This is a genomic window from Anoxybacillus sp. ST70, from assembly GCF_019553625.1.
Lineage (GTDB): Bacteria > Bacillota > Bacilli > Bacillales > Anoxybacillaceae > Anoxybacillus > Anoxybacillus gonensis.
The window spans coordinates 1-17,335 of the sequence record NZ_JAHZOF010000010.1 but is presented as its reverse complement, the minus strand read 5'-3'; the positions used below and the strand labels follow the sequence as shown (position 1 = coordinate 17,335).

General features: G+C 41.7%; 10 protein-coding genes, 22 tRNA genes and 2 rRNA genes. 3 read left to right on the top strand and 31 right to left on the bottom strand.

Annotation, left to right across the window (positions count from 1 at the left end):
• Positions 1–2: 2 nt before the first annotated feature.
• The gene (gene menD, locus K1I43_RS12520) at positions 3–1,736 is read right to left on the bottom strand and encodes a 2-succinyl-5-enolpyruvyl-6-hydroxy-3-cyclohexene-1-carboxylic-acid synthase (protein WP_019417290.1); all 1,734 of its coding nucleotides are present in this window, start codon (positions 1,734–1,736) and stop codon (positions 3–5) included.
• Positions 1,733–3,088, bottom strand: a complete 1,356-nt coding sequence (locus K1I43_RS12515) for an isochorismate synthase (protein ID WP_019417289.1) — start codon at positions 3,086–3,088, stop codon at positions 1,733–1,735. Before K1I43_RS12515 ends, menD begins: the two co-directional genes overlap by 4 nt.
• Before the next feature lie 157 nt (positions 3,089–3,245).
• On the opposite strand from K1I43_RS12515, the gene K1I43_RS12510 reads away from it, so the two are divergent.
• Together K1I43_RS12510 and K1I43_RS12505 are read left to right on the top strand one after the other, a co-directional pair.
• Positions 3,246–4,181 carry a 1,4-dihydroxy-2-naphthoate polyprenyltransferase gene (locus tag K1I43_RS12510; protein WP_009361646.1) on the top strand — a complete coding sequence of 312 codons (936 nt, stop codon included), beginning with the start codon at positions 3,246–3,248 and terminating at the stop codon, positions 4,179–4,181.
• Between the two features lie 85 nt (positions 4,182–4,266).
• Positions 4,267–4,989: a yteA family sporulation protein gene (locus tag K1I43_RS12505; RefSeq protein WP_009361647.1), complete on the top strand. Its 723-nt coding sequence runs from the start codon at positions 4,267–4,269 to the stop codon at positions 4,987–4,989.
• 39 nt (positions 4,990–5,028) lie between these two features.
• Here K1I43_RS12505 and K1I43_RS12500 read toward each other — a convergent pair whose 3' ends face one another.
• The 5 genes from K1I43_RS12500 to glgB are packed head-to-tail and all read right to left on the bottom strand — an operon-like array spanning position 5,029 to position 12,930.
• On the bottom strand, positions 5,029–7,416 hold the full coding sequence (locus K1I43_RS12500) for a glycogen/starch/alpha-glucan phosphorylase (protein ID WP_220382674.1): 2,388 nt from the start codon (positions 7,414–7,416) through the stop codon (positions 5,029–5,031).
• Complete coding sequence (gene glgA / locus K1I43_RS12495) at positions 7,403–8,857, bottom strand: glycogen synthase GlgA (protein WP_021095525.1); 1,455 nt, start codon at positions 8,855–8,857, stop codon at positions 7,403–7,405. Before glgA ends, K1I43_RS12500 begins: the two co-directional genes overlap by 14 nt.
• Positions 8,854–9,876 (bottom strand): GlgC family sugar phosphate nucleotidyltransferase, encoded by a 1,023-nt coding sequence (locus K1I43_RS12490; RefSeq protein WP_021095524.1) that lies wholly within the window; start codon positions 9,874–9,876, stop codon positions 8,854–8,856. Before K1I43_RS12490 ends, glgA begins: the two co-directional genes overlap by 4 nt.
• A complete protein-coding gene (locus K1I43_RS12485) occupies positions 9,864–11,036 on the bottom strand; it encodes a glucose-1-phosphate adenylyltransferase (RefSeq protein ID WP_021095523.1) in 1,173 nt (390 codons plus the stop codon). The genes K1I43_RS12490 and K1I43_RS12485 overlap by 13 nt, the downstream gene beginning before the upstream one ends.
• A complete protein-coding gene (glgB, locus tag K1I43_RS12480; protein WP_035063427.1) occupies positions 10,984–12,930 on the bottom strand; it encodes a 1,4-alpha-glucan branching enzyme in 1,947 nt (648 codons plus the stop codon). The genes K1I43_RS12485 and glgB overlap by 53 nt, the downstream gene beginning before the upstream one ends.
• 241 nt (positions 12,931–13,171) lie before the next feature.
• Here glgB and K1I43_RS12475 point away from each other — a divergent pair, with 241 nt between their 5' ends.
• Positions 13,172–14,128 carry a cation diffusion facilitator family transporter gene (locus K1I43_RS12475; protein WP_220382673.1) on the top strand — a complete coding sequence of 319 codons (957 nt, stop codon included), beginning with the start codon at positions 13,172–13,174 and terminating at the stop codon, positions 14,126–14,128.
• Positions 14,129–14,169: 41 nt separating this feature from the next.
• On the opposite strand, the gene K1I43_RS12470 is transcribed toward K1I43_RS12475, so the two are convergent.
• The 24 genes from K1I43_RS12470 to K1I43_RS12355 all read right to left on the bottom strand — a co-directional run.
• Positions 14,170–14,241 (bottom strand) — tRNA-Glu (locus K1I43_RS12470).
• 11 nt (positions 14,242–14,252) lie between these two features.
• Positions 14,253–14,344, bottom strand: a tRNA-Ser gene (locus tag K1I43_RS12465).
• Positions 14,345–14,347: 3 nt separating this feature from the next.
• Positions 14,348–14,422 (bottom strand) — tRNA-Asn (locus K1I43_RS12460).
• Between the two features lie 164 nt (positions 14,423–14,586).
• Positions 14,587–14,660: transfer RNA gene (locus K1I43_RS12455), tRNA-Ile, on the bottom strand.
• A gap of 5 nt (positions 14,661–14,665) precedes the next feature.
• Positions 14,666–14,736, bottom strand: a tRNA-Gly gene (locus K1I43_RS12450).
• A 213-nt stretch (positions 14,737–14,949) separates the two neighbouring features.
• Positions 14,950–15,025 (bottom strand) — tRNA-His (locus tag K1I43_RS12445).
• 8 nt (positions 15,026–15,033) lie between these two features.
• Positions 15,034–15,106 (bottom strand) — tRNA-Thr (locus tag K1I43_RS12440).
• A 167-nt stretch (positions 15,107–15,273) separates the two neighbouring features.
• A tRNA-Ser gene (locus K1I43_RS12435) sits at positions 15,274–15,366 on the bottom strand.
• 14 nt (positions 15,367–15,380) lie between these two features.
• A tRNA-Ile gene (locus tag K1I43_RS12430) sits at positions 15,381–15,457 on the bottom strand.
• 8 nt (positions 15,458–15,465) lie between these two features.
• A tRNA-Met gene (locus K1I43_RS12425) sits at positions 15,466–15,539 on the bottom strand.
• 16 nt (positions 15,540–15,555) lie between these two features.
• Positions 15,556–15,631 (bottom strand) — tRNA-Ala (locus K1I43_RS12420).
• Positions 15,632–15,638: 7 nt separating this feature from the next.
• A tRNA-Pro gene (locus tag K1I43_RS12415) sits at positions 15,639–15,715 on the bottom strand.
• Positions 15,716–15,718: 3 nt separating this feature from the next.
• A tRNA-Arg gene (locus tag K1I43_RS12410) sits at positions 15,719–15,795 on the bottom strand.
• Positions 15,796–15,803: 8 nt separating this feature from the next.
• Positions 15,804–15,889 (bottom strand) — tRNA-Leu (locus K1I43_RS12405).
• Between the two features lie 10 nt (positions 15,890–15,899).
• Positions 15,900–15,974 (bottom strand) — tRNA-Gly (locus tag K1I43_RS12400).
• A gap of 4 nt (positions 15,975–15,978) precedes the next feature.
• Positions 15,979–16,059: transfer RNA gene (locus K1I43_RS12395), tRNA-Leu, on the bottom strand.
• Between the two features lie 4 nt (positions 16,060–16,063).
• Positions 16,064–16,139: transfer RNA gene (locus tag K1I43_RS12390), tRNA-Lys, on the bottom strand.
• A gap of 11 nt (positions 16,140–16,150) precedes the next feature.
• Positions 16,151–16,226, bottom strand: a tRNA-Thr gene (locus K1I43_RS12385).
• 11 nt (positions 16,227–16,237) lie between these two features.
• Positions 16,238–16,313: transfer RNA gene (locus tag K1I43_RS12380), tRNA-Phe, on the bottom strand.
• A 160-nt stretch (positions 16,314–16,473) separates the two neighbouring features.
• Positions 16,474–16,549, bottom strand: a tRNA-Asp gene (locus K1I43_RS12375).
• Between the two features lie 4 nt (positions 16,550–16,553).
• Positions 16,554–16,630: transfer RNA gene (locus K1I43_RS12370), tRNA-Met, on the bottom strand.
• A 27-nt stretch (positions 16,631–16,657) separates the two neighbouring features.
• Positions 16,658–16,733, bottom strand: a tRNA-Val gene (locus K1I43_RS12365).
• Positions 16,734–16,745: 12 nt separating this feature from the next.
• Positions 16,746–16,862, bottom strand: a 5S ribosomal RNA gene (gene rrf, locus K1I43_RS12360).
• 144 nt (positions 16,863–17,006) lie between these two features.
• Positions 17,007–17,335: ribosomal RNA gene (locus tag K1I43_RS12355) — 23S ribosomal RNA — on the bottom strand; the annotation flags it as partial.

The following is a 17,335-nucleotide window of genomic DNA, read 5'->3' as shown; positions in this document are numbered from 1 at the left end:
GCTCATTCCCCTTTGTTCAACAAGTTGGACATTTCCTGGGAAACATCTTTCCACAATTTCCGATGAACTCCGACATTATATTCACGAGATGAAGGAACTTCAATTACATTTAACGTTGGGCGTGAGAGCGCATCTACCACCGCACGACGAAAATCGTCCCACGTCTCTACTTTTTCATAATGTCCATCATACATGTTTACAACATGATGAAACGATAAATGTGTCGGTGTGCCGAATAACCGTTCAAAATGTTTCGGTTCATTCGCCTGCGGCAAAAAGGAGAAAATACCTCCCCCATTGTTGTTTAAAACAATGATTGTCGCATGTAGCTGTTGCAATTTAGCTGCAAGTAAGCCATTTAAGTCATGATAAAATGACAAGTCGCCAATAACTAGTACAAGTGGTTGCGCAACACAACTCGCTCCAAGAGCGCTCGATACAACTCCATCAATGCCGTTTGCCCCACGATTCGCCAATAAACGAATTCGCTTATGTGATGACATGAAAAACGTATCCGCATCGCGAATAGGCATACTATTTCCAACGAAAAGAGTTGCTTCATCTGGTAATAACTGAGCAAGTTCAATAAATATTTTTCCTTCAAACATATTTTCTTCTTCTTTTGCCTGTAATAACATTTGCTTCGCTCGTTCGTTCATTTTTTGCCATTGGCTGATCCATTGCGACGACCGAGATGTAGTAGAAGCACGCTGAGCTAACTCATGACAAAATTGCACCTCGTTTGCTTCAATAAACACGTGAAGCGATAAAGTCGGATCGCGCCATTGCCCAGCTTCATCAACAATCATTTGTTTTACTTGTTTATGCCGTTGCAACCAAAGATAAAGTGATTTGGATACAGGCATTGCTCCAAAACGAATAACGACATCAGGGATGAACGCATCTGCAAACGTTTCGCATTTTAACATCGCATCATACGATTCAATAATAAGCTGTTTTCTATGTGTACCTGTTCGCAGTGAAGAAAGCGGATCGGCTAAAATAGGATATTGCAACGCTTCTGCTAGCTCGACCACCGCATCAGCAAACCCTTCCACGTGCAAATCTCCACATACAATGACCCCTTTTTCGACATGGCGTAGTTGTTCATATAATGCATCTATCATCTCTGGCGAAAGGTGTTTATTCCCTCTATACACAGTGCGAGTCGCTGATGGTGTGGAAAATAGCGACTCATTGAGCATTGGAACAAGCGGTTCACGTAACGGCACGTTAATATGAACCGGTCCTACAGGAACAGATGTTGCAACACATACCGCACGAGCAGCTACCATTTCTGCATAACGAAGCATTTGCTCATTTCCTTCTGGAAGTGCCATATCAACAAACCATTTTACATATGAGCCGTACATATGCAGTTGATCGATCGCTTGCGGTGCTCCGACATCACGCAATTCATGAGGTCGATCAGCTGTAATGACAACGAGCGGAACGCGTGCATAATATGCTTCAACGATAGCTGGATAATAATTCGCTACCGCAGTACCTGATGTACAAACAAGAGCAACCGGTTTTCCAGAAGCTTTCGCCATGCCTAACGCAAAAAAAGCGGCAGAACGTTCATCAATATGAACATGAATATTTAACTGAGGATGTTCAGCCATGACCATCGCAAGAGGAGTGGAACGAGATCCTGGACTAATCACCGCTTGCTGTATCCCCATATGAACTAATTGCTCAACAAAAGCGGCAACATATGCAGTCATTTCATTCATTTTCTTCCCCCCTCTAACGCTAGTAACATCGGCTTAAACTTTACATTCGTTTCCTCATACTCACTAAGCGGATTAGAATGAGCGACAATCCCACACCCCGCAAATAAATGCGCCTCATTGTCTTCAATCAACGCGGAGCGAATGGCTACTGCAAATTCCCCGTTTCCGTTGGCATCCACCCAACCGATCGGAGCGGCATACCATCCACGATCAAGCGGCTCAATGTCCCGAATCGTTTGTACCGCCTTTTCTTTCGGGAATCCCCCAAGCGCTGGCGTCGGGTGAAGTCGTTCAACGAGCGAAAAAATCGAAACTCCTTCCTTTATTTTCGCACGAACAGGTGTGTACAAATGTTGGATATGTCGCATTTTTAACAAAGTCGGCTCATTTGGAACAATCACCTCTTTGCATACTTCATGCATCGCTTGTTCAATCATGTCTACAACGAATGCATGTTCGCGACGATTTTTTTCGTCTTTTAGCAGCCATTGTCCGAGCTCCTCATCCTCTTTCATCGTATGCCCACGACGAATGGAACCAGCGAGACAAGCCGTTTCACACATGTGCCCGTTCTTTTTCACAAGTTGCTCCGGAGAAGCACCGATAAAACAAGATGAGCCGTTTTCAAACGCAAAAATGTAGCTCATTGGTTGTTGTTCACGCAAAGAGCGCAGCACGTGCGAGCAATCAATCCGCTGAGAGAAAGAAAGAAATAACTCGCGCGCTAAAACAACTTTTTCAATTTCTCCGTCTTGAATGAGATCGGTTGCATGACGAACAGCATAAAGCCAGCGATCGCGAGCGACTTCCTCTTTTTCGACAACGTCAACATCATAGTTATCGCTTTCATCATGTATGACAAATAGCGAATCGATCATTTTCTCAAGTTCCGCAAACGATTCATGAACAACATTAACTGTGAGCCATGTTTCCTCTCCGCGCTTTGTTAACAAAAATTTCGGGATAACAAACTGAGCGGAAGGAAAATGATCCCAATGTTCAGCAGAGCGTTTCAGCGGATCAAAAGCGAATCCCCCGAACATCAACGGCCCTTCCCCTTCGATGAAAGCGCCTTCTACAATTTGTTGCCAAGCTTTCTCCACTTCTCGAAACCGCTTTTTCGTCTTTTCTTCGCTTTTTATAACTTGCGCATATCCAAGCCCAACAAACGTTTGTTCATGGAAACAGTCTGACCAATAAAAGCGCTGGCCATGAAATAACGTTTCACCAGCGACAAAAAAGGAAAGAGGATCGATTTGCCCCACTCTTACAGTGACACTAACCATATGCTCTTTTTTCTTTAATGCATCACGCAATTGGTCAATAACTTTGTTTTGATATAAAGTAACCACTTTGTATCACGCCTATACTTAATCTTTTTGTCCCTTTTCCATTATAATATTGTTCTTTAGAGATAGGAAACAATTTATATTGTCAAGACATTGACACATTTTCCCCGCTTCCCTAAACTTATTGTGAACGACATTTTAATTAAAGGAGAAGAATGGCATGCCAACACCAGTACGTTCAAATGCTCAAACTGTTCACTATAAACGAGACTGGCGCGTTTGGTGGCGCTTATTGCGACCACACACGCTCACTGCAGCGTTCGTTCCCGTTTCTATTGGTACTGTGCTTGCAGTAGAAGAAGCACCAATTCACTTTCCTTTATTTTTTGCCATGCTCGTAGCTTCACTATTTATCCAAGCAGCAACAAATATGTTTAACGAATATTACGACTATAAACGTGGGCTCGATACACCTGAATCTGTCGGAATCGGTGGAGCAATCGTCCGCGACGGCATTTCCCCGAAAACTGTTTTATTGCTTGCTTGGTCTTTTTTTGCTATTGCTATGCTACTTGGTATTTATATTTGCGTCAATAGCAGTTGGTGGTTAGCCGTTATCGGCACAATTTGCATGGCAGCAGGATATTTTTACACAGGTGGCCCCATTCCGATCGCTTATACCCCATTTGGTGAATTGGCAGCAGGTTTTTTCATGGGGCTCACCATTATTTTAATTTCATTTTTTATTCAAACAGGCACAATAACAACAACACCTATTCTTGTCTCTGTTCCCATTTCCATTTTAGTTGGAGCCATTTTATTAGCGAATAACATTCGTGACTTAGACGGAGATAAAAGAAGCGGTCGAAAAACGTTAGCCATTTTACTTGGAAGAAAAAAAGCGATTTGGCTATTAGGTGGCATGTTTGTTACATCATTTTTATGGATTGTATTGCTTGTTTTCACAAAAACGATTTCGCCATGGACCTTGCTCGTATTGTTTAGCGTTCCGAAAGCATGGAAAGCAACAAAAGGATTTATTGGAAAGACAAAACCAATAGACATGATGCCAGCAATGAAAGCGACCGCTCAGACAAATACACAATTTGGATTTTTACTTGTCGTTGGTCTGTTTATTCATTATTGGCTACAATAATTGTCCAGAAAAAACCATAGCCTTTTCGCTATGGTTTTTTCTTTTTCGTTCATACTATGTGTAGTCTAATTCGAGGAGGGATGATATGCAAACTTTGCGTGAACGCTTATTACAAGAAAAACAACAAATTGTACAACGGTTGAAACAAAATGATCATTTCGGTCTCATACGAGCATCTGCTCATGACTCGGTTGGGGAACTATCGAATTATGACAATCATCCTGCCGACAGCGGAACAGAACTATATGAGCGAGAAAAAGATATCGCCTTAAACGAACATACGAAACGAGAACTTCACGATATTGAACGGGCGCTTCAAGCAATGGAAGATGGAACGTACGGAATTTGTGAAGTATGTGGAAAGGCTATCCCAGTCGAACGTCTTGAAGCCATCCCAACGACAACATTTTGTAAAGAACATAGCCCTGACCAAGTTGTTTCGCAACAACGCCCGATCGAAGAAAGCGTCTTGTCTCCTCCATTTGGTGAATTTGTCGTTCATAAAGAAGCAGAAACATTTGATGCCGAAGATAGTTGGCAAAAAGTTGCGCGCTTCGGTACATCCGAAACACCTTCAGATGTCCAAGAAGATACTGTACATTATGATCGAATGTATATCGATGCCGGAGAACAAATCGGTTATGTCGAGCCGTTTGAAACATTTGCAGCCACAGACCTTTACGGAACAGGTATTACGATTTATCCAAACATTGTACATGAACAATATGAACAAGTGCTTGACGACGAGCAACTGATGTCTCCGCTCGGTGATCTTCCAGCATATGAAAAAGATCCTTATACTTCTTAAAAAAGTCCTGTGAGCATCTCTGCTTACAGGACTTTTTTATTAACGAATATGCCAAATATCATGAGCGTACTCTTCAATCGTTCGGTCGCTTGAAAAATATCCTGAACAGGCAATGTTCACAACGCTCATTTCCAACCATTTTCTTCGATCTTCATACGTTGCGCCAACTCGTTGTTGCGCATCAGCATACGATGCAAAATCGCGTAAAACAAAGTATTGATCATTATGAGCGAGCAATGAATCATAAATCGGTTCAAAATGATCGTACGCATCAGGAAAAAAGCCATTGACTAGTTGATTAACAACTTGATGAATGCGTTGATCGTGATGATAATATTCGTACGAATGGTATCCGCCATTCGCGTAATAGTGCAACACTTCTTCTGCCTTTAGCCCAAAAATAAACATATTTTCATGACCAACCCGCTCTAAAATTTCAATATTTGCTCCATCTAGCGTTCCGATCGTCACAGCTCCGTTCATCATAAATTTCATATTCCCAGTTCCAGATGCCTCTTTACTAGCAGTCGAAATTTGTTCACTTACATCAGCAGCTGGGAAAATTTTTTCCGCCAATGAAACACGATAATTTTCTAGGAAAATGACTTTTAATCGTCCTTTAATTTGCTCATCGCTATTCACTTTTTGTGCAACCGAATTAATTAGCTTAATGATTCGTTTCGCATAATGATATCCCGGTGATGCCTTTGCACCAAAAATAAACGTGCGTGGATGCATGTCGAAATACTCATCTTCTTTTAATCGGTTATATAAATGCATAATGTGCAGCACATTTAACAACTGTCTTTTATACGCATGTAACCTTTTTACTTGTACATCAAAAATAGATGAATCGTCCACCGCAACACCTGTTTTTTCATAAATATATGTCGCCAACTGTTGTTTATGGTAATGCTTTACTTTCGCTAATTCATCTTGAAATGAACGATCCGTTGCATACTTTTTTAGTTGAATCAGCTGTTCCGGTTGTTTTATCCAATCCGTTCCGATCGCCTCCGTAATAAGAGAAGAAAGCTGTGGATTGGCTTTCAACAACCAACGACGATGTGTAATGCCATTCGTTTTATTATTAAACTTTTCAGGAAAGTATTCATAAAACAGCTTCATTTCACGATGCTTTAAAATTTCAGAATGTATTTTTGCTACACCATTCACACTATAGCTTCCTACAATCGCTAAATGAGCCATTTTAACAAGCCCGTGAGCAATAATGGCCATCTCCTCGATCCTTTTCCAGTCACCAGGATATCGATTCCATAAATCGCGACAAAAACGTTCATTAATTTCTTGCACAATCATATAAATTCGTGGCAATAGCGGTTGAAAAATGTAAATTGGCCATTTTTCCAACGCTTCCGACAACGTTGTATGGTTTGTATAAGAAATTGTGTTTGTCGTAATATGCCACGCTTCGTCCCATCCCATTCCTTCCTCATCTAACAAAATACGCATAAGCTCTGGAATGGCTAACACAGGGTGGGTATCATTCACGTGAATGGCCACGTGGCGGTGAAAATGTTGCAAATGCCCGTACCGTTGCCGATAATCGCGTACGATGCTCCCAATGCTTGCAGCAACGAGAAAATACTGTTGCTTTAGTCTTAAAATTTTTCCTTCGTCATGTGTGTCGTCTGGGTATAAAAATTCAGAAATCGCTTCCGTTTCTCGCTTATACTGCATGACATGTTTATGAAGCGGAAATTTTGCAGGCTCGGCACTCCATAATCGTAACGTATTTACAGTCGTCGTATCATATCCAATGACAGGCATATCATAAGGAACAGCCATTACCTTTTCGACATCATAATGTCGAAACGCTAACCGACCATCTTGTTCGTAGCATTCTACTTTCCCCCAAAAATTCACTTCTACCGCTAAATCTTCTTTTTTTACTTCCCAAACATTACCATGACGTAACCATTGTTCCGGGAGTTCCACTTGATAACCATTCACTATTTTTTGATCAAACAAACCGTGTTTATAACGGATACCTTGTCCATGTCCAGGAAGGTCAAGAGAAGCGAGAGAGTCTAAAAAACAAGCAGCGAGACGCCCAAGCCCCCCATTCCCTAGACCTGCATCAATTTCCACTTCTTCAATATGAGCTAACTCAATGCCTAGCTCTTTCAATCCTTCTTCCACGACATCACGTATGCCAAGATTCATTAAATTGTTCCCTAGCAAACGTCCTAATAAAAACTCAATCGACAAATAATATACTTGCTTTTTATGTTGGGCACGATATCGTTCATTCGTCTGAATCCAATGTTTACTAATATACTCGCGAATCATATGGCCTAACGTATTGTACTGATCGAGAACAGTCGATTCCCAAAAACGTTTTCCGTACATCATTTCTAGTCGCTTCAAAAACGTTTGTTTAAACTCTTCCTTATTCGTGAACATAGATGCCACTCCCAGTCATTAGTTCGTCGTATAGTTGGTTATATTTAAATGCTGACTTTGCCCAACTGTAATCCCGACTCATTGCCTGCTTCATTATCATTTCCCATACTTCTTTTTGTTCATAAAATGAACGGGCACGTTGAATCGTATATAACATGTCGTGTGCATTAAAGTTTTTAAACGTAAATCCGGTTCCTTCTTTTGTAAATTCGTTAAACGACTGCACTGTATCGTTTAATCCACCCGTTTCTCGCACGATCGGTACAGCTCCATAGCGCATCGCAATCATTTGGCCAAGACCACACGGTTCAAATTTAGACGGCATTAAAAACATATCTGCTCCAGCATAAATTTGATGTGCAAGCTGTTCTGAAAACCCAATATATACACGCACACGTTCTGGATATGTCAGCGCCATCTCATGAAAGAAATGTTCAAACTCCCATTCTCCTGTTCCAAGGATGATCATTTGCACATTTTCAGCAATCATTTCGTGAAATACGCATTTTACTAAATCTAATCCTTTTTGTTTCGTTAACCGTGAAACGATGGCAATGACTGGGACATCTTCTTCTGACGGCAATGAAAAATGTTGTTGTAACGCTCGCTTATTAATACTTTTTCGTGCAATTGTCGTCACATCGTATGGCACTGCAATATACGGATCTTTTTTCGGGTTATATATGTCATCATCAATTCCATTTAAAATTCCAACTAAGTGCGAACTTCTCGCGCGCAATAATCCGTCAAGCCGTTCACCATAATATGGAGTTTGAATTTCTTCTTTATACGTTGGGCTAACTGTCGTAATCATATGTGCGGAGACGAGAGCCCCTTTCATGAAACTAACATGCCCGTAAAACTCTAAATGTTCAATCGAAAAATAACGGTCGCTTAAATTTAGCAAATCCCCTAAAATCTCGCGTGGAAAAATGCCTTGAAACTGCAAATTATGGATGGTAAATACCGTTTTCATTTGCGCGTAAAATGAATTTTTCGCATATTCTTCACGCAACAAAAATGGAATCATCCCTGTGTGCCAATCATGACAATGAATGACATTTGGTTGAAAGCCGATGACAGGCAGAGAATCGAGAACCGCTCGACAAAAATATGAAAAACGCTCACCGTCATCGTAATGCCCGTATAACGAATCTCGCTTAAAGTAATATTCGTTGTCGACGAAATAGTATGTCATTCCTTCGTATTCTAATTGTTCAATTCCACAATATTGTCTTCTCCAACCAACACGAACGACAAGCTCAGCAATTTTATTCATTTTTCGGCGCATATGTTGCGGAATGACCCCATATTTAGGAAGCATCACACGCACATCCGTCCCAAGCTTTTTCAACTCTTTCGGCAATGCGCCAGCAACATCAGCTAAACCACCTGTTTTCACAAACGGTACACACTCTGATACGACAAATAATACTTTCACGATTTCATCAGCGCTCCTTGTATTGTCCCTTTTCGAATGACGATTGGCTGATTCGGTGTTCCAATTAATTTCACTCCATCACCAATGCGAGCATCTTTATCAACGATCACATATTCAAGATGACAATTATCCCCAATTTGACTTTTTTGCATAATAATACTGTTGCGGACAACAGTTCCTTTTCCTATTTTTACTGCTCTAGAAATAATACTATGTTCAATTTCTCCTTCAATGATACATCCATTCGCAATCATCGCATTACGCACGCAAGCATATGATGTATATTTCGTCGGTGGCTCATCTTTTACTTTCGTATAAATCGGTCTTCCTTTTAAAAACAACTGCTTCCACACTTCTGGTTTAAGAAGTTCTAAGCTATGGTGAAAATAACGTTCGACGCTATCAATAACTGCGACATACCCGTTATATTCATAATCACATACGGTTAAACCATTTCCTTCATCATTCACAACATCAACAATACTTCGATATTGATTTCGTTGTTGGTTGGCGATTAAATCAAGCAACAACGATGTTTCTAAAATAAACATATCAAGCGACTTTCCACGATAACGTATACGGGTTATATCGCACCCGTTAGCCATATGACGTCGCAATACTTCCTCATAATCAATATTGCACACCGTATAACTGTTGCAAATAAGAGCGTACTTTTGTGTGCTTCGCAAAAAATAGTCAATATGTTGTTGAAAATGTTGAAACGAACCGATATGAGAAATCGGGAGATCAGGCGAAGGGAAGAAGAACAATCCATCACGTTTCCGATTCAAATCCCAATTCTTTCCTGAACCAAGGTGGTCCATTAACGAACGATATTGATACTTTGGGAAAATGGCGACACTTTCAATACCTGAGTTCACCATATTTGATAAAACAAAATCAATTAGCCGATAGCGACCAGCAAACGGAACGGCTGCGATAGAACGCTGAAATGTCAAATCACTCATTTCCGGTGTATATGTCGTCGCATCAATGACCCCAAGCATTAATTTTCCCACGTTTTCTCATCCTCTCTCTCAGAAAAATGTCCCAAAATCTCCTCTGTCACAAGAATGACTTCCCCTTCATATTGATCCGCACAAATAAACGTTCCATCAGGAATTGCCACATTCGGAGGAACAATCGCTTTTTCAATGTATACATTTTTCCCAATCACTGCATTAGGCATAACAACACAATCTTTTACTTTCGCACCTTGTGAAACGTACACCCCTTGAAACAAAACAGAATGCTCCACATTCCCTTCAACGATGCATCCTTCATTCACTAAAGATTCTTTCACTTGTGCGTATGGAGCAATATATTGCGGTGGTTCATTCGGGTTCACAGAATAAATACGCCATGTATGGTCAAATAAATTTAATGCTGGGGTATCTTCTAGTAAATCCATATTTGCTTCCCATAAACTTTTTACCGTCCCAACATCTTTCCAATATCCTTTAAATGGATAGGCAATGAGCCGCTTTTTTTCTTCGATCAGTAAAGGAATAATATCTTTACCAAAGTCATGGCTTGAACGGTCATTTCGATTGTCCATTTCTAAATACTCTTTCAAAATAGACCATTTAAAAATATAAATGCCCATAGACGCTAAATTGTTTTTCGGATGAGCTGGTTTCTCCTCAAACTCTACGATTTCCATCTCGTCATTTGTGTTCATAATTCCAAAACGGCTCGCTTCTTCCCATGGTACTTCAATAACAGAAATTGTAACATCCGCCTTTTTTTCGATATGGTATTGTAGCATATCCGCATAATTCATTTTATAAATATGGTCGCCGGAAAGAATGAGGACATACTCCGGATCATATTGCTTCAAATAGTTTAGATTTTGATAAATGGCATTCGCTGTTCCCTTGTACCATTTCATTTCTGATGATTCAGCATACGGAGGGAGAACGGTTACCCCCCCATTTTTTCGATCTAAATCCCATGCACTTCCAATTCCAATATACGTATTTAACTCTAACGGCTGATATTGGGTGAGCACCCCAACAGTATCAATGCCAGAATTAGCACAATTGCTTAATGTAAAATCAATAATGCGGTATTTTCCTCCAAACGGAACAGCTGGTTTAGCTAAATTTTTTGTTAGCGAACTTAATCTACTCCCTTGTCCCCCTGCGAGTAGCATAGCGACGCACTTTTTTCGTACCATGGCTTTCCTTCCCTTCTCTTTTTCTTGTTGGTCGTAAAATTGTTATAGCATACGGCGGAATCGTCATTCGAATATGATACGGCTTTCCGTGATACGGCTCTTCGTGTGCCACAAGCGGTTTTTTGTTTATGTGTCCCGCACCACCGTACATCACATCATCGCTATTAAATACTTCTCGATACGATGTAAGCAATGGCACACCAATTTTGTAATCTTCATACACGATATTAGTAAAATTGCAAACGACAATTAACGCATCTTCTTCTTTTTTTCCTCGTCGAATAAAAGAAAAAATACTTTGTTCAGCGTTGTTCACATCAATCCATTCGAACCCATTTGGATCATGATCACATTCATATAATGCTCTTTGCTTTTTATAAAAATGAGTGAGAGATTTCACGTAGTCATCCATTTTTCGATGCATATCAAAATCAAACAACACCCAATCGAGTTGTTCTAAATCTTTCCATTCATCAAACTGTCCAAACTCTCCACCCATAAACAACAGTTTTTTTCCGGGATGCGTCATAAAATATCCATAAAGCAGGCGAAGTTGAGCAAATTTATCCCAATAATCGCCTGGCATTTTATTTAATAACGATTTTTTTCCATGCACCACTTCGTCATGGGATAAAGGTAAAATAAAATTTTCCGTGTAAGCATACAACAAAGAAAATGTCATTTTATGATGCATATATTTTCGATCATGCATGCTCGTTTCCATATAACTTAATACATCGTTCATCCATCCCATGTTCCATTTGTAGTTAAATCCTAACCCACCATCGTACGTAGGTGCCGTCACTTTCGGCCAATCTGTTGAATCTTCTGCAATCATTAATACATTCGGATCAAAAGCAAATACAACTTCATTTAATTTCTTTAAAAATGAAATGGCATATGGATTTGGATGCAGTACATCGCTATTCGGCCAATAAAGCATATTTGCAACCGCATCAACACGAAAACCGTCAATATGATAATGCTCTAACCAAAACAAAGCATTCGAAATTAAAAAGCTATGCACTTCTGGTTTTCCTAAATCGAAATTTGCTGTTCCCCACACAATATTTTCGCGATCTTGCATATTCATATATTCATACGTCGGCTCACCATCAAACATATATAACCCATGTGCATCTTTACAAAAATGTCCCGGTACCCAATCTAAAATGACTCCAATTCCTTCCTGATGACAACGATCAATGAAATACATTAAATCATGAGGCGTTCCATAACGGCTTGTTGCAGCATAATAACCTGTTCCTTGATATCCCCAGGAACGATCGAGCGGGTGCTCAATAAGCGGCAAAAGTTCAATGTGAGTAAATCCATGTTCGACAACATAAGGAATTAACTCATCCGCCATTTCCTTATATGTATAAAATTTCCCATCGTCTTTCTTTTTCCATGTACCAAAATGAACTTCATAAATAAACATCGGTTGCTCATAAATAGGTTTTCGCTTCTTTTTTCTTTGCCACGCTTGATCATTCCATTTATATCCTTTTAAATCATATACAATAGAGGCCGTATTGGGGCGTTCTTCTGCGTAAAAAGCATATGGATCTGCTTTCAGAACGATATGTCCATCTCTTGTCATTATTTCGTATTTGTATAAATGTCCTTCTAAATTTTCAGGGACGACAATCATCCATACTCCTTGTTCGTTTATTTTTGTTAACTTGTGCTTTTCTCCGTTCCAATCATTAAACGTTCCAACAAGACGAACTTCTTTTGCATTTGGTGCCCATACACAAAAACGCGTTCCGATCATTCCGTTTTGTTTTACAAGATGTGCGCCAAACAAGTGATAACTTTGATAAAACGTTCCTTCGTGAAATAAATGCATCTGCAAATCGGTTGGACTCATTGTCAACAAATGTTCATCCATCCTTTCTTCAATGGGTGCGGAAACAATTCCGTACTGAATATATTACACAAAGTCATATAAAATTCCTGTAAGAAAATTAAGATATTTTTCGACAATGTTCAACAAATCACATGTTAAATGAAAATCAATACGAACGTCCATAAATTTGTCGCTTGAGTAACAAATGATAATTATATAAAATAGTTTATAGTAATTATTATTTATTTTTTTTAATATTAATTTTAAATAAAGGGGAATGCATATGTATGATTTTCATCATTTACCGCATATGAAAGTACAAGCAACATCAAAGAAAGCGCTTTGGATAACACTGTTATTAACGACTTTTTTCACCATTGTTGAAATTGTAGGAGGCATTTTGTCTAATTCGCTTGCTCTATTGTCAGACTCAGCACATATGGCCTCTGACGTCATTGCATTAAGCTTAAGTATGGTTGCCATTTATTTAGCTTCTCGCCCACCAAATAAAACATTTACATTTGGCTATTTACGGTTTGAAATTATCGCTTCATTTTTAAATGGGCTTGCGCTTGTCATCATTTCCATTGGAATTTTTATTGAAGGAATTCGTCGGTTTATTCATCCTGAAAGCATCCAATTTTCCTTCATGCTAACTATCGCAACGATCGGATTTGTCGTTAATCTTGTGTTAACAATCGTTCTAAGTCGCAGCATAAAAGAAGAAGAAAATTTAAATGTAAAAAGCGCCTTATGGCACTTTATTGGTGACTTACTCAGCTCGATTGGTGTCATCATCTCAGCGATTTTAATTTACTTTACAGGGCTATATATGTTTGATCCACTCATTAGCATCATCATCGGTGCCATTATTTTTGTAGGCGGCTTAAAAATTGTGAGAGAATCGTATTTTATTTTAATGGATGCAGTGCCACATGAATTTGACATCGAGCGTATTCGTGCTGATATCCTTTCTATTGAAGGGGTAGAAGATGTACATGAGTTACACATTTGGTCCATTTCAACAAATCATTATTCCTTAACAGCACACGTTCTTATTCACGAGCATATTCAACCATTTTGTGTTATTTTAGCTATTAATGAAATGTTAAAAGAACGATACAACCTCTCCCATGTCACCGTTCAAGTTGAACATCCTTCTATTCATCAACATGGGGAATATGGAAAGAAATTTTTAGAGAAGAAAAAGAACATGCATGTAGATTTGAGAGAAATATAAAAAAGGACATCTCATATAAATGAGATGTCCTTTTTTACTAGTGACCCGTACGGGATTCGAACCCGTGTTACCGCCGTGAAAGGGCGGTGTCTTAACCACTTGACCAACGGGCCGTGTGTGGCAATGGCGGAGAAGGCGGGATTTGAACCCGCGCGCCGCAAAACGCGACCTAACGGTTTAGCAAACCGTCCCCTTCAGCCACTTGGGTACTTCTCCAAATGGCTCCGCAGGTAGGATTCGAACCTACGACCGCTCGGTTAACAGCCGAGTGCTCTACCACTGAGCTACTGCGGAATAATCATAAAAGTGATTCATACTGCCTAACCAATATTATAGTTTAACTTTACTGCCTCTTCCTCTACTAGCATACTCAATGATGATAAATGCGTCGAGGCAACTCGCAGTTTATTCAATGATGCATTGCTCGTCACTGAGCTACTGCGGAATAAAGATTATAATGGGCCTAAGTGGACTTGAACCACCGACCTCACGCTTATCAGGCGTGCGCTCTAACCAGCTGAGCTATAGGCCCACGTAAGCGGGTGATGGGAATCGAACCCACGACATCAGCTTGGAAGGCTGAGGTTTTACCACTAAACTACACCCGCGCAATAAATTACTCACATAACTATTTTTTACTTCTACGCTTTGTCATGCCTCTTCCTCTACTCGCTTATTCAATGATGATAGATGCGTCGAGGCAACTCGCCGATTACTCGACGATGTGTCGCTCGTGGCTGAGGTTTTACCACTAAACTACACCCGCACGATAAATTAATTACACAGCTATTTTTTACTTGTACGCTTTATCATACAATTTATGGGGCGACTAGTGGGAATCGAACCCACGAATGCCAGAGCCACAATCTGGTGCGTTAACCACTTCGCCATAGCCGCCACAATGATGCCGGCTGCAGGACTTGAACCCGCAACCTACTGATTACAAGTCAGTTGCTCTACCAATTGAGCTAAGCCGGCACAATATGAAGTGCATCAAACTTTTAGATCGTTTGTCAGTTGTGCCTCTTCCTCTACTAGCGCATTCAATGATGATGGATGCGTCGAGGCAACTCGTAGCTTATTCGCTGAAGCTTTGCTCGTCTCTACCAATTGAGCTAAGCCGGCACAAGAAGAAAATCACTTTATGGCGGAGGAGGAGGGATTCGAACCCCCGCGCGCCTTTCGACGCCTCTCGGTTTTCAAGACCGACCCCTTCAGCCAGACTTGGGTACTCCTCCGTGTAATATAAACATGGTGGACCTTGTAGGACTCGAACCTACGACCGGACGGTTATGAGCCGTCTGCTCTAACCAGCTGAGCTAAAGGTCCTAAGCTAGTAGCGGCGGAGGGAATCGAACCCCCGACCTTACGGGTATGAACCGTACGCTCTAGCCAGCTGAGCTACGCCGCCATTATCGTAACATAGATGGTGGAGCCTATCGGGATCGAACCGATGACCTCCTGCGTGCAAAGCAGGCGCTCTCCCAGCTGAGCTAAGGCCCCTTACTACTGGTCGGGAAGACAGGATTCGAACCTGCGACCCCATGGTCCCAAACCATGTGCTCTACCAAGCTGAGCTACTTCCCGACATGGCGCGCCCGAGAGGATTCGAACCCCTAACCTTCTGATCCGTAGTCAGATGCTCTATCCAATTGAGCTACGGGCGCATGTAAAGTGCCGAGGGCCGGACTCGAACCGGCACGGTAGTCACCTACCGCAGGATTTTAAGTCCTGTGCGTCTGCCAATTCCGCCACCCCGGCATAGGCATATTGGAGCGGAAGACGGGACTCGAACCCGCGACCCCCACCTTGGCAAGGTGGTGTTCTACCACTGAACTACTTCCGCACAATGCGGGTGGAGGGACTTGAACCCCCACGCCAGAGGCGCCAGATCCTAAGTCTGGTGCGTCTGCCAATTCCGCCACACCCGCATAATGGTGAGCCATGGAGGACTCGAACCTCCGACCCTCTGATTAAAAGTCAGATGCTCTACCTGCTGAGCTAATGGCTCTTCACACAAGCTGGTGCCGGCTGCAGGACTTGAACCCGCAACCTACTGATTACAAGTCAGTTGCTCTACCAATTGAGCTAAGCCGGCATCATTTAACATGGTGGCTCGGGACGGAATCGAACCGCCGACACAAGGATTTTCAGTCCTTTGCTCTACCGACTGAGCTACCGAGCCGTTTAAGTAATTCCCTTACCTTTATTAATGAGTTTGAAACAACACGTCCTTCGTCCCGCTCTCAGTATGATTAATCAAGCAGAGGCTCGAGCGGACGCTGCAGTTTCCCAAAGAAGCTTACTCGGTCGTGCTCTACCGACTGAGCTACCGAGTCATATAGTGGCGGTCCCGACGGGACTCGAACCCGCGATCTCCTGCGTGACAGGCAGGCATGTTAACCACTACACTACGGGACCATTTTGGTTGCGGGGGCAGGATTTGAACCTGCGACCTTCGGGTTATGAGCCCGACGAGCTACCTGGCTGCTCCACCCCGCGATGATAAAATACACACAAATTCATCTATGGTGGAGGATGACGGGATCGAACCGCCGACCCCTTGCTTGTAAGGCAAGTGCTCTCCCAGCTGAGCTAATCCTCCATCACTAATCTCGCCCGGCAACGTCCTACTCTCGCAGGCGGTGTCCCGCCAACTACCATCGGCGCTGGAGAGCTTAACTTCCGTGTTCGGGATGGGAACGGGTGTGACCTCTCCGCCATCGCCACCGAGCAATAATGCTTTAGACAAATGTTATTATAACGGAATATTTTCTATTGTCAAGCTTTTTTTATTCCTTCAAAACTAGATAACAGGTTAGCCTACGCTTTTCTTGATGACTAGCTTCGAACTAACGTTCTCGCTTTTCTTGTGTGCTTAGTTAAGTCCTCGATCGATTAGTATCCGTCAGCTGCACGTGTCGCCACGCTTCCACCTCGGACCTATCAAACTTGTCATCTTCAAGGGATCTTACTCGCTTGACGCGATGGGAAATCTCATCTTGAGGGGGGCTTCACGCTTAGATGCTTTCAGCGCTTATCCCTTCCGCACATAGCTACCCAGCTGTGCTCCTGGCGGAACAACTGGTACACCAGCGGTGCGTCCATCCCGGTCCTCTCGTACTAAGGACAGCTCCTCTCAAATTTCCTACGCCCGCGACGGATAGGGACCGAACTGTCTCACGACGTTCTGAACCCAGCTCGCGT